This is a genomic window from Mesorhizobium sp. M0910, from assembly GCF_040319465.1.
In the GTDB taxonomy this organism is placed as follows: domain Bacteria; phylum Pseudomonadota; class Alphaproteobacteria; order Rhizobiales; family Rhizobiaceae; genus Mesorhizobium.
In genome coordinates, this window is sequence record NZ_JAMYNZ010000002.1 from 407,798 (window position 1) to 418,772 (window position 10,975).

Annotated in this window: 14 protein-coding genes; 4 read left to right on the forward strand and 10 right to left on the reverse strand. The window is 61.1% G+C overall.

Translation table 11 applies throughout. From position 1 onward, the window contains the following. Positions 1-2: 2 nt before the first annotated feature. The 5 genes from NKH78_RS05855 to NKH78_RS05875 form a co-directional block, all read right to left on the reverse strand. A complete protein-coding gene (locus NKH78_RS05855) occupies positions 3-974 on the reverse strand; it encodes an SDR family oxidoreductase (RefSeq protein WP_254815767.1) in 972 nt (323 codons plus the stop codon). Positions 975-1,164: 190 nt separating this feature from the next. Beyond that, positions 1,165-1,467, reverse strand: a complete 303-nt coding sequence (locus NKH78_RS05860; RefSeq protein ID WP_352882264.1) for a hypothetical protein — start codon at positions 1,465-1,467, stop codon at positions 1,165-1,167. A 208-nt stretch (positions 1,468-1,675) separates the two neighbouring features. Further along, positions 1,676-1,855: a hypothetical protein gene (locus NKH78_RS05865; protein ID WP_352882265.1), complete on the reverse strand. Its 180-nt coding sequence runs from the start codon at positions 1,853-1,855 to the stop codon at positions 1,676-1,678. A gap of 83 nt (positions 1,856-1,938) precedes the next feature. Continuing rightward, complete coding sequence (locus NKH78_RS05870; protein ID WP_352507048.1) at positions 1,939-3,339, reverse strand: phospholipase D family protein; 1,401 nt, start codon at positions 3,337-3,339, stop codon at positions 1,939-1,941. Between the two features lie 63 nt (positions 3,340-3,402). Further along, a complete protein-coding gene (locus NKH78_RS05875) occupies positions 3,403-4,218 on the reverse strand; it encodes an endonuclease/exonuclease/phosphatase family protein (RefSeq protein ID WP_302893445.1) in 816 nt (271 codons plus the stop codon). A 177-nt stretch (positions 4,219-4,395) separates the two neighbouring features. Between NKH78_RS05875 and NKH78_RS05880 the strand changes: the two genes are divergently transcribed. After that, the gene (locus NKH78_RS05880; protein ID WP_352507047.1) at positions 4,396-4,806 is read left to right on the forward strand and encodes a DUF427 domain-containing protein; all 411 of its coding nucleotides are present in this window, start codon (positions 4,396-4,398) and stop codon (positions 4,804-4,806) included. A gap of 30 nt (positions 4,807-4,836) precedes the next feature. Here the strand turns inward: NKH78_RS05880 and NKH78_RS05885 are convergent, their stop codons facing one another. The 4 genes from NKH78_RS05885 to ku form a co-directional block, all read right to left on the reverse strand. Beyond that, a complete protein-coding gene (locus NKH78_RS05885; protein WP_352507046.1) occupies positions 4,837-5,244 on the reverse strand; it encodes an HD domain-containing protein in 408 nt (135 codons plus the stop codon). Positions 5,245-5,363: 119 nt separating this feature from the next. Continuing rightward, positions 5,364-5,735, reverse strand: coding sequence for an avidin/streptavidin family protein (locus NKH78_RS05890; protein WP_352882267.1), 372 nt, complete (start codon positions 5,733-5,735; stop codon positions 5,364-5,366). Between the two features lie 75 nt (positions 5,736-5,810). Continuing rightward, positions 5,811-7,211, reverse strand: coding sequence for a PAS domain-containing HWE histidine kinase family protein (locus tag NKH78_RS05895; RefSeq protein ID WP_352647949.1), 1,401 nt, complete (start codon positions 7,209-7,211; stop codon positions 5,811-5,813). Between the two features lie 93 nt (positions 7,212-7,304). Beyond that, entirely contained in the window at positions 7,305-8,138 is an 834-nt protein-coding gene (ku, locus tag NKH78_RS05900) for a non-homologous end joining protein Ku (protein WP_352476937.1), read from the reverse strand. Positions 8,139-8,263: 125 nt separating this feature from the next. Between ku and NKH78_RS05905 the strand changes: the two genes are divergently transcribed. Next, positions 8,264-8,728: an NUDIX hydrolase gene (locus NKH78_RS05905; protein ID WP_352507043.1), complete on the forward strand. Its 465-nt coding sequence runs from the start codon at positions 8,264-8,266 to the stop codon at positions 8,726-8,728. Between the two features lie 42 nt (positions 8,729-8,770). Here the strand turns inward: NKH78_RS05905 and NKH78_RS05910 are convergent, their stop codons facing one another. Next, positions 8,771-9,388 (reverse strand): alpha-ketoglutarate-dependent dioxygenase AlkB, encoded by a 618-nt coding sequence (locus tag NKH78_RS05910; RefSeq protein ID WP_352507042.1) that lies wholly within the window; start codon positions 9,386-9,388, stop codon positions 8,771-8,773. Positions 9,389-9,516: 128 nt separating this feature from the next. Here NKH78_RS05910 and NKH78_RS05915 point away from each other — a divergent pair, with 128 nt between their 5' ends. Both NKH78_RS05915 and NKH78_RS05920 read left to right on the forward strand, forming a co-directional pair. After that, positions 9,517-9,732, forward strand: coding sequence for a KTSC domain-containing protein (locus NKH78_RS05915; protein ID WP_352882271.1), 216 nt, complete (start codon positions 9,517-9,519; stop codon positions 9,730-9,732). 130 nt (positions 9,733-9,862) lie between these two features. After that, positions 9,863-10,945 (forward strand): sensor histidine kinase, encoded by a 1,083-nt coding sequence (locus tag NKH78_RS05920; RefSeq protein WP_352882274.1) that lies wholly within the window; start codon positions 9,863-9,865, stop codon positions 10,943-10,945. The last annotated feature ends 30 nt before the right edge of the window (positions 10,946-10,975 follow it).

Genomic DNA, 10,975 nt, shown 5'->3' on the forward strand with positions numbered 1-10,975 from the left:
CGTCAGTAGCCGCCCACGATCGGCAATATCTCGCCGGTGATATAGCTCGAGCAGTGCGGCGAGGCGAGGAACACGTAGGCCGGCGCGATCTCCTCCGGCTGGGCGGGCCGTTTCATCGGCGTATCGGCGCCAAATTTCGAAACATCGCCGGCTTCCTTGTCCGAGGGGTTGAGCGGCGTCCAAACCGGCCCCGGCGCCACGGCGTTGACCCTTATGCCCTTGTCGACAAGGTTGCCCGAGAGCGCGCGGGTGAAGGCATGAATGCCGCCCTTGGTCATGGAGTAGTCGACCAGTTGCTTCGAGCCCTCGATGCCGGTCACTGAACCGGTATTGATGATTGCCGAACCGGGCTTCATGTGCGGTACCGCTTCCTGCGCCATGTGGAAATAGCCGTAGAGGTTGGTCTTCAGCGTCGTGTCGAAATGCTCCTCGGTCAGCTCGCTGAAATCGCTGGAGTGGATCTGGAAAGCGGCGTTGTTGACCAGCACGTCGATGCGCCCAAACTCCTGCACGATCTCAGCCACCGCGTTGTGGCAGTGGTCGCGTTCGCTGACATCGGCCTTGATCAGGATGCAGCGCCGGCCTTCGGCTTCGACGGCCCTTTTGGTCTCTTCGGCGTCCTTGTCCTCCGAGAGATAGACGATCGCCACATCGGCGCCTTCACGCGCATAGAGCACGGCCACCGCACGGCCGATGCCTGAATCGCCGCCGGTAATGACGGCCACTTTGCCGTCGAGCTTTTTCGATCCGATATAAAATGGCGCATCATAAAGCGGCGCCGGCTCGATCGCCCATTCATGCCCCGGCTTGGGCTGGTGCTGCTCGGGGAAGGGCGGCTCGGGATATTTGCGGGCGCCGGCCTGCATAGCGCCTTTTTGCTTGCCATTGGATTTGGACTTGTCCTTCTCGTCGATACGGCGCTGGATATGCCGCTGCTTGGCGGCCTCGCCGGCGATTTCCGATTTCATCTGCATGGTCATCTCCCTGGCTTGAAACCCAACAACGCATGTCCGGCGAAAAGGTTTATGCCATGGCGTCATTCCTTCAGTCCGGAGCGGATCGTGCGAAGTCTGAGCCACGGCAACCCGCTGCAGTACGAACCCGCTGAAAATGCCCAGGAGATTGCGGCGTCCTCAGCGGCGCATTTGTTCGGCCCGCCCTGAATCACAGATTGTTCTGCAGTGTCGCCCGACCGCTGGCTTCAGCCGTTCTATTCATGTCGCTGCCCTTGCCATTGAGTTGCCTGGCCTCGTCCTCGGCTGCGTCTTCGAGCTTGGCGACGAGCAGATCCTTGAGGTCGCCAACCTCTTCCTCGATGTCTTCGATGGGTACCCCAGCGTTGGCCGCCTCTTGCTTGCATTCCCTAGCGAGGATTTCCGCCTCCTTTTCAAGCCTGATCGGAGGCGGCGGCACATGAACGTTTTCGTGAATCCAGTCCTGCAAGAATTCTATCGCATTAGCACTCATGGTGCTCACCTGTAACGGCAAACTGTAGTGTCATTAACGTACGTGCTGCAAAATGGATGCTTGGCAACGCCGAATTTCAAACAGCGATACTTAACGATAGCGTGATCGCCAAAGAGCTAGAGCTTTGCAGTCAAGCGAAATCATTTGGCGTCGCAGAATGTCGCTAACCAGACATTTGGGGCGGGGTGTAATTTGCAGGCATCCCGCCCTAAGACGCGTTGCGCCGTCGCGCCGGTGTTGCGCGGTTCGGGTCGCCTGACGGCCGAACATCGTCACCTGCGGCAGATCGTGTCGGCCGCTCAGCGACACGGTCGGCGCGCATTTTGCGTTTATGCGCCATCCAGAACGGCAAGAGCTCGGCAAGAAAACTGTATAGCGTGGTCTTCATCGGCATGCTCCGGACCGGATTACAACTCGTGATCCCGCATTTCCGTTCCGACAAAGAGTCGCGTTCCGACAAATCCGTCGCTTCTACAATTGCGATTCGATCGGCAGGCACCCAACCAGCGCTGCAACGATGCGCCGATAGAGACTGGCCTCCGGTTCACGCGAATATTGCCGCATCTCGCCATCCGCCAAGCCGAGCCACCGCAAGGCGCCTTTGTCCAGGACCAGCTGGTAGCTCGTCTGCGGTGACTTTTCGTGCTCGAACAGCCGGCGCAACTCCATCACCAGATTGATATCGTGGAAAAGCACGCCCATTTCCGCATTCAACGACACCGAACGCGGATCGAAATTGAAGGAACCGACAAACCCCAGCGTGTCGTCGACCGTAAAGGCCTTGGTATGCAGGCTGGCTCCCTTTGAGCCGAAAACGGAGATGTTGGCCTGGCGGTCGAAGGGCTGCAATTCGAAAAGCTGGATACCTTTTTTAAGCAGCTTGCGGCGGTATTTGGCATAGGCGCCGTGCACGGCGGCGACGTCCGTCGCGGCGAGCGAGTTGGTCAGGATTGCAACCTCGGCGCCACGGTCCACCAACTTCGACAGGATGGCCAACCCGGTGCGGCTGGGGATGAAATAGGGCGAGACAATTTCGAGGCGCTGCCTGGTCGCCGCGATAGCGGGAAGCAGCTCCTTTGTCAGCCAATTCCTGCGCCTCTTGCCGCGCACCTTTTCCGGCGGATCGGAAATGACGCGAACGCCTTTCGTCCAGCAGACGTCGCTGTGCGCTACAATGAACTCCGTGATCGTGCGCCAGGCACGGAGGCTGTTCAAAAGCTGGCCGTCCGCGGTCGCATCGAGATTGTCGAGGAAATCGGCGCGCGAGCCCGCTGTAGCCGGGTTGAGCAGTTCGATAGGCTTTGCCGCCTCGCAACTCCAGAACGCCTCGAAGATCTGCATCGTCTGCCCTACGGCAGGACCGAGAAGCAACAGGTCGAGATCGCGAAAATTCGTCTCCGCAGCGTCGAAATAGGCATCGCCGATGTTTCTTCCTCCGACAATGGCCAGGCTCCCGTCGGCGATCCAGGCCTTGTTGTGCATGCGGCGGGTCATCGCAAACAGCCGGGCGACCATCTCCAGCGAGCGAAAGATGCTGCCGTTCCTCATGCCGCTGGGGTTGAACAGCCTCAGCTCGATGTTCTTGTAGCTGTTGAGCGCCAGGTAAGCGGCGTCGCTGTTGCGCGGATTGATGTCGTCCAGCAGCATGCGGACGCGGACACCGCGCTCCGCCGCCTTGACGACCTCCTGCATCAGCAGCCGGCCGCTATGGTCGTCGTGCCAGAGATAGTACATCAGGTCGAGGCTGCTGGTGGCACTGCGCGCCGCAAGGATTCGCGCGGCAAACGCGTCATAATTGTCGGCGATCAGCAGCAACCCGCTATTGCCGGCCGCGATCTTGTCCCGGGCAAACCGCGAAATGGCTGTATCCATGAAGTGCACCGACAAACATCAGCGAAGCAAACCGTCTGAAATCTGCCTAACAACCCTTCAGGTTCATTCTGGTTGCAGTCGCGGCTGCCGTATCGCGTCCAGGTTCAGCCGGGCCTTGATCGGCAGATGATCGGAAGCGCGCTGCGCCAGCGGCGTCTTGTGCACCTCGATGCTGGAAATCAGGTGCGGCGGCCTGGCCAGGATGCGGTCGAGCGCAAACAGCGGAAAGCGCGACGGAAAGCTCGGCAGAACCGCATCGATCGGACCGAAATGCGGCAGCAGGGCCAGCAGCGAAGACCTGTTGCGGACGCGCCATTCGTTGAGGTCGCCAAGCAGGATTGTCGGCCGCAGAACCGGGTGCGTGGCTTCGACCAGCGCGTTGGCCTGCTGCGAGCGCGACCGCCGCAGCAGGCCAAAATGTGCGGCTATGATCCTGAGCGAGACGCCCTTCAGCTCCAGATCCGCGATGACCGCACCGCGCGGCTCAAGGCCGGGCAGCCGGATCTGGTTCACGCTTTCGACCACGCCGCGGCGCGCCAGGATCAGATTTCCGTGCCAGCCATGGCTGCGGCGGTTTTCCGGGACATGTGTGGGGACGAGGTCGCTGTCCCGCTCGAGCGCTGCGAGATCGAGCAAACCCTGCCTGCTTCCGGTCCTTTCGTCGGCCTCCTGCAAGGCAATGATATCGGCGTCGAGTTCCTTGACCACGGCTGCGACCCGCTCCGGATCGAACCTGCCGTCGGTGCCGACGCATTTATGCACATTGTAGGATGCAACCGTGGTGCACGAAATTTCATTGCCGGGCGCCGTAAACCGCGGCACTTCCCTTCGCAGCGCAGCGCCAAGCGACCTTGGAAGGGTAGGCGATCGATCCAGCATGTGATCCATTTGCTGTTGAGTCGGCGAGTGGCGGCCATTGCGATTATGGCGCGTGCGGAGGTCTGAAACAACGACGACCTTGCAAAACCGTTCCACCACCGGCCTCGGCGCGCGGTCTGGAACCCTGACGGGCAACAACACGTTTCGGGAGGGCAGCGCAGTCAACGGAGAAGTCGAATGCAGCCCTTAGCCGCAAATTCCGCCCCCCGCTCAGGCCCGCTCAGGATCGTCCCGTTCGATGGAACCGTAACCGTTCGGTTCTCCGACGCCATTATTGCGTCGAGCGCGCGGGCAAAGCTGCTCTACGAAGACGGTCATGATCCTGTCTTCTACATACCCTTCGAGGACATCTATTTCGACCTTCTGGAGAAGACGAACACAACGAGCCACAGCCCGCTGAAGGGCACGGCAAGTTATTGGCGTGTTCATGCGGTCGGCTCGTCGGCAGAAGACTTCATGTGGGCCTACGAGACGCCCGACACCCCGGCACTGGCGATCGCCCGCCACGGCGCGTTCGATCCCGGCCGGGCGCGGATTGAGGCCGATCCCGCGGAGGACAAGCGGCATACGCCGCACGTCACCGAATAGACTCACATCGGCAACGGCGCCAGCTTTCCGTCAGAACTCTTCAAGGATGCGCAGGCTGTCTTCGTATTTCTCTGTCGAGGCACCGATCTGCCGTGCCTGCCATAGATTGTCGACAAGATCGGCGCGCTTGACCGGCAACGCCAGCGGATTGGCCGCAGCCCTGCGAACGAACACGGAATCGTCCTCGTTCGGCCGCCGCGTCAGTGCGTCGACGGCCGATACGATGGACGGCCCGAACCCGGCCGCCTCAAGCCGATCGCGATTCCAACCGTCGCCTTTTTCGATGACGTCGTGAAGATAGGCGATGGCTTTCTGATCGAGCGTTTCGACGGCATCGACGACCCGGCGGCAATGTTCGATATAAGGCCGCCCTGTCTTGTCCGTCTGCCCGGCATGGGCCTGTTCGGCGATTTTCGCTGCGCGATAAAGCACGCTCATTGGGTCGATCCCGTAACGAACAGCCGCACCAACGCGCCATTGTCCGTGCGAGTTCCTACGCGCCGCGGGAACCTGCTGCCTCGCTTGCGAGCTGAATGCCGCGGTGGCGGGCGGAATAGTCAGGAGACGCGTTCAAAACTGTCGAGGCTGGTTCCAAAGGCACGCCAGGCGGGGAGTTTCCTGGCTCGGGCCGGCGCCCCTTCCTTTTCCGCCGACAAAGCGGCATCCGCAACGGTGTGCCACAGCATCTCCAGCTTCCCGTTCCTGAGGATGCCGGTATAGCTCACCGCCGCGGCTCCGACCCGCCCTTCGGCCGCGCAGGTGAATCCGATGATATCTCCATGGCAGGCTCCGAACAGCGGCACCGTCGTGCCGAAGAAGGCGCTGTCCTCCAGCGCCGTCCTGAAGGTTCCGCTGATCCGTCCGCCCTCTTCGCTGGTCAGTTCGACGACCGACCCGTACTGGTTCCGCCAGGTGCCCAGCCAACTCATCGCTGCTCCTCCTGATTGCTGCCATAGCGATTGCGTTGGCACACGGCCTCCAAGCCGCGGCCGAGGTAGCGGCCTTCAATCAGCCGCAATGCCAGCCATCGACATCTGAACGAAGCGCAGCGGCGCTTCCAGCGTCCAGGTGATGCCGTGCCTCTCAAATTCCAGGCGGCCGGTGCCGCTGAGCGCCTGCGGGGTGACGCGTTTGAGCACGACCGTTCCGAAACCGCGTCGCGTGTTTTCATCGACCAATGGTCCGTCCAGTTCCCGCCAGACAAGGCGGAAGCCGTCGCTGCCATCGGCGGCTGGCGTCACGGTCCATTCGACCTCGACCCGCCCGTCAAGGCGCGACAGCGCTCCGTGCTTTACCGAATTGGTGGCCAGCTCGTGAAAGGCAATGCCGAGATATTGCACCGCATTCGGCTGCAGCATGATCATCGGCCCGCTCATCGATAGCCTGGCCTGTGTCGCGAAGGCCTTGGTCTGGGCATGGATTAGTTCGCCGATGGTCGCGCCACGCCATTCGGCATCGACCAGCAGATCGTGTGATTCCGAAAGTGCCATGATGCGTTCCCGGACTTGGGAAAGGAAAGCCTCTGGCGTACCCGCCAGCTTGCTGGTCTCGCGGATCATCGAGACGATCACCGAATACTGGTTTTTAACGCGATGGTTGACTTCGCGCATGAGTGTGCGGATACGCCGTTCGCTGTCCTTGTGCGGGCTGATGTCGCGCGCGATCTTGGAAGCGCCGACGATACGCCCAATGCCGTCGCGTATCGGCGAGATGGTGAGCGAAACCGGAACCAGGGTGCCGTCCTTGCGCTGCCGGATAGTCTCATATGAAGGGATCCGTTCGCCGGCGCGAATGCGGCTGATGATCATGGCCTCCTCATCCAGGTGGTCGGGCGGGATGAGCATCGTCACCGGGCGACCGATCGCCTCGGCGGGCGTGTAGCCGAACAGGCGTTGTGCCGCGTCGTTCCAGCTGGTGATAATGCCGTTCAGGTCTTTCGACACGATCGCGTCCATCGAAGATTCGACGATGGCAGCGAGCCTTATGCTGGCGTCGTCAGCCAGCGCCTGGGTGCGCAGGTCGAGCAGGGTGTTAATGGCGCCGACGACCTCGCCGTTCGCATCGCGAAGCAGGACCGGATGCGCGCTGAACGGGATGAACTGGCCGTCCGGCCGCTCGGCGATCGCCCGGCCCCCAGGAACGTCCCGCTCCTCCAGCAAGGCAACGGCCATCGGACATTCGTCGTGCGCCATCGGCCGCCCGTCGAGGTGGCGAAGCTTCCATGATCCGCACCAGCGGTCCTGGCCGATAACCGGACGATATCCCCAGAGATCGGCAGCGGCTTCATTGAAGAACGAGATGTAGCCTTGTCTATCGGTGGTGTAGACAGCCACAGGCAACGCCTGCATCAGATCGGCGGAGGAAACTTGCGGGATTCCGCCAGTCTTTAGTTCAACGACGTCCACTAGTCCCCCGCTCCGCTTGGCTTGCCGACGGATTGCTACGTCATCTAAATGCGCGCGAGCGTTTTCGGTTCCGTTCGATCCGCTTTCGGACATTCAGGCTGATCTGCGTTTCGCGGCCGTTCCCGGACCTTTGTTAGGAGCCTTGCCGCCTTCCTGCGCCAGGCTTCTGCGCAGAATATCGGCGAGGTTGACGACATTCGTCCTCGGCGCAGGTGCCGGCTTGGGCGGTTTCTTGCCCTTGCGCTTGGCTTCGATCATCGCAACCAGCGCCTGTTCATAAGTGTCTTCGAACTTTGACGGGTCGAATTTGGCGGGCTTCTTGTCGATCAGCAATTGCGCGATTTCCAGCATCTCGGGATCGACCTTGCGAGCCTTCAGTCCTTCGAACACCGCGTCCGTTGCGACCACTTCATTGTGGTTGCGTAATTCCGTCATCACCATGCCCTTGCCCAGCGGCTGGATCAGCACCTCTCGGCCTCGCTGGTACAGCACGACGCAGGAGCGGGCTGCCACTTTCTTCCTGGCCATGGCGTCCCGGATCACCGCGAAGGCCTCAGTGGAGGGCGCGTCGGCCGGAACCAGATAATAGGGCTTTTCGAGGTAGCGTGCGTCGATTTCGGCGGTGGGCACAAACTCGCCGATCTCGAGCGTGTGCTGCGATACCATCTTTAGTTTCTTGATTTCGTCCGGCTCTATGCGGATGAATTCGCCCTTCTCGACTTCATAGCCCTTTACCTGGTCGGCAGCCTCCACCGTATCGCCGGTCTCCTCGTCGATATAAGCGCTCTTGACCGGGAGACCGTCCTTGCGGTTCAGGATCCTGAAATGCACTTTCTCGGCCTCGCTGACGGCGCCGATGATCTTGACGCCACAGGAAACCGATCCGACCTTCATAAAGCCCTTCCAGGCAGCTCGCGGCGTCGCCATGTCAATCACTCATTTGCCGAACGGACGGAACGGCTGCGAGCCGAAATCGTTCCGCCGTGGCAGGCTGGTCCGTACGCCGGCCCGGACGAGAACATTCGGTTCATTTTCGTCAGGGGAATAGCGGAATGGCCAAACGCAGCGCAGGGTTGCTCATTTATCGCCAAAGCCGAGGTTCACTTCAGGTGCTGCTGGTGCATCCCGGCGGCCCATTCTGGGCGAAGAAGGACGACGGCGCATGGTCGATCCCGAAGGGCCTGGTCGACGAGAACGAAGACGAACTGACGGCGGCAAAACGCGAAGCCGAAGAGGAGCTCGGGGTCGCCATCGATGGAGTTTTCGAACACCTTGGCAGCTACCGGCAGCCGGGCGGCAAGCTCGTCGTCGCGTGGTGCGTCGAAGCGGACTTCGACAGCGACGCCATAAGCAGCAACACCTTCGTCATGGAATGGCCGCCAAGGTCCGGCTCGATGAAGGAATTTGCCGAAGTCGACAGAGCGGGCTGGTTCTCCCTGCCTGAAGCCAACGTCAAGATACTGAAAGGCCAGCGCGCCATGCTGGCGGATTTGGCCGGTCGGCATGGCGACCCATGAAATCGTATCGGCTCAGTACTTCAGGGAGGCGCCTGGCTTGCCTTACGGCGCTATCCCAAGCGAATTTTGCGCGCGCAGCGTGCGTAATGTGATCGAATAGCGGTGCTCGGCGACCGGCGGAACGCTGTGCTCCCATTCGTTGCGCGCAGCACCCGTCATCAAATAGGCTGATCTTGGCTCGACGGTGACCGTCTTGCGATCCCATCGCGTGCCGTTTTTCCGGCGCAGGCGGAAGCTGCAGGCGGCCAGCAGCGAAACGCCGGCGACCAATTCGAAATGAGGCTTGTCGCGGTGCCAGCCAATACCGGCGCCCGGCCGGTACTCGTTGATCAGCACCTGCACGAAGGTTTCGGCCGGCAGGCGGGCAAAGGCTGCAACTTTGTCCCTGAGCGGCAGCAGAAAGCCGGGTATCGGCGGTGCTTCGACGACTTCGCGCCGGTCGTAGTCGTAACGCAGCCCGAAGCCGACCACCCGCCGGTTTGCCAGATGGCCGTGAAAGTCGAAGGGCTGAAAAGGCAGGCCGTCGAGCTGGCTTGCCAACGCTGCTTCCTCGTCCGGCGTGATCAGTTCGGGCCGGTAGCGGAATCCTTCCGGCAGGTCGTCGGTGGCGGCAAAGAGATCGCCCTGACGGGCTGCAGCCGATGTCTTGAGCGGTGGCATCAACTGTACTTGGTGAAGCCGGCCCGTAGCGGCAAGGCTGCTTCGGCAGCAAGGAACCTCGCTCTCCGTGCAGGGTTATTCACACGATGGCGTGGATTGGAGCACTGCCGAGCATTGGAGCTGTCGAGATGCCTTCAACTGCGATCAGAAACATCGACTACCAGCCGGCGACGAGGGTACTCTCGGTGTGGTTCGTCCCGAGCGGAAACCGCTATGATTACGAGGACGTTCCGCCGCAGGTCCACGCCGCGTTCCGCGAGGCTTCGTCGAAGGGCCGGTTCTTCAACGAACATATTCGCGACCGGTATAAATACCATCTGGTCGAGCAGAGCCATTCGAGCTGAGTCTTCCGACGCTTCTCAACCATGATCTCGGCTCTCCGCCATTCGTAGCCGCGCGGCAATGAGCGGACTTCGCAGTTGGTGAGCGACCTGATATTGATCATGGTTTCACCGGAAACATCGAAAGCCTGGAATGCCCGCCGAAGTCGAAACAACCGAGCAGCTCCAGCAATTGCTCGATACCCCGCATCTGGCGGGCGTGCTGGATAGCGAACAATTCAAGAGATTTCTCGACCAGCTGCCGATCGCGATCGCAATTTCCGATCTCAGCGGCGATGAACGTGTCGTCTATGTCAATTCCGAGTTCCAGAAATTGTCAGGCGTATCCGTCGCCGAGCTCGAGCGCTGGAACTGGGCCGCACTGAGCGGAGAAGGCTTGAGCGAATACAAGGACCGGCCGCTGGCCCGGGCCATCGTCGAGGATATCGATCGTGCGGGAACATTCAGGATACAACGTGCTGCCGCAGCGCCAGCCATCGTCGATGTCTATTCGAACCTGATCGAGGACGAGCGTGGGCGACGGTCCTTTCGACTGGTCGCCCTTGTCGACGTTACCGCGCACAAGGCAAGCGACAGCGAGGCCATCGAACAACGCATTCGGGAAAAGGACATGCTGCTGCGCGAGTTGCAGCATCGGATGAAGAACAATCTCCAGATGATCACGGCTCTCATCAGGTTGGAGGCCCGCAGTGCGGCGTCACCCGATCAGAAACGCTTCGAGCGCCTCGCCGGCCGCGTCGACGCGCTCGCAATTCTCTACCAGACGCTGTCGGTCGACGAACAGAAGGCCGAAGTGGACCTTGGCGTCTATCTCAGCCAGATCGCTTCCGCCGTGATGACGTCGCACGCCATGCAGGGCATCCGGCTGGACATGAAGGTCGATGCCTATCCCGTGTCCATCAACGTGGCGATGCCAACGGGTCTGGTGGTCAATGAGCTTTTGACGAACGCGCTGAAACACGCCTTTCTGGGTCGCGAAGGCGGGACGATCACGCTGCGCAGCGTCGTCGACGGAGACGGTTTTCGCATCGTAGTCGCCGATGACGGCATCGGCCTGCCCGAAGGCGAGACCTGGCCGAAACCCGGCAAGCTCCGAGCGTTGATCGCTCAATCGCTGACTGAAAATGCCAAAGCCCGGTTCGAGGTGGATTCTGCCCCCGGCAAAGGAACGCGGGTGACCATCGTGTTCAACAGATCGGCCGCCGTCGCGACGTAGCTGGCCGAGCAAGCGCCATTCAAGGCCATC

Coding starts and splice junctions, on each gene's coding strand:
- NKH78_RS05855 (WP_254815767.1), bottom strand. CDS start 974: ATGCAGATGAAATCGGAAATCGCCGGCGAGGCCGCCAAGCAGCGGCAT.
- NKH78_RS05860 (WP_352882264.1), bottom strand. CDS start 1,467: ATGAGTGCTAATGCGATAGAATTCTTGCAGGACTGGATTCACGAAAAC.
- NKH78_RS05865 (WP_352882265.1), bottom strand. CDS start 1,855: ATGAAGACCACGCTATACAGTTTTCTTGCCGAGCTCTTGCCGTTCTGG.
- NKH78_RS05870 (WP_352507048.1), bottom strand. CDS start 3,339: ATGGATACAGCCATTTCGCGGTTTGCCCGGGACAAGATCGCGGCCGGC.
- NKH78_RS05875 (WP_302893445.1), bottom strand. CDS start 4,218: ATGCTGGATCGATCGCCTACCCTTCCAAGGTCGCTTGGCGCTGCGCTG.
- NKH78_RS05880 (WP_352507047.1), top strand. CDS start 4,396: ATGCAGCCCTTAGCCGCAAATTCCGCCCCCCGCTCAGGCCCGCTCAGG.
- NKH78_RS05885 (WP_352507046.1), bottom strand. CDS start 5,244: ATGAGCGTGCTTTATCGCGCAGCGAAAATCGCCGAACAGGCCCATGCC.
- NKH78_RS05890 (WP_352882267.1), bottom strand. CDS start 5,735: ATGAGTTGGCTGGGCACCTGGCGGAACCAGTACGGGTCGGTCGTCGAA.
- ku (WP_352476937.1), bottom strand. CDS start 8,138: ATGGCGACGCCGCGAGCTGCCTGGAAGGGCTTTATGAAGGTCGGATCG.
- NKH78_RS05905 (WP_352507043.1), top strand. CDS start 8,264: ATGGCCAAACGCAGCGCAGGGTTGCTCATTTATCGCCAAAGCCGAGGT.
- NKH78_RS05910 (WP_352507042.1), bottom strand. CDS start 9,388: ATGCCACCGCTCAAGACATCGGCTGCAGCCCGTCAGGGCGATCTCTTT.
- NKH78_RS05915 (WP_352882271.1), top strand. CDS start 9,517: ATGCCTTCAACTGCGATCAGAAACATCGACTACCAGCCGGCGACGAGG.
- NKH78_RS05920 (WP_352882274.1), top strand. CDS start 9,863: ATGCCCGCCGAAGTCGAAACAACCGAGCAGCTCCAGCAATTGCTCGAT.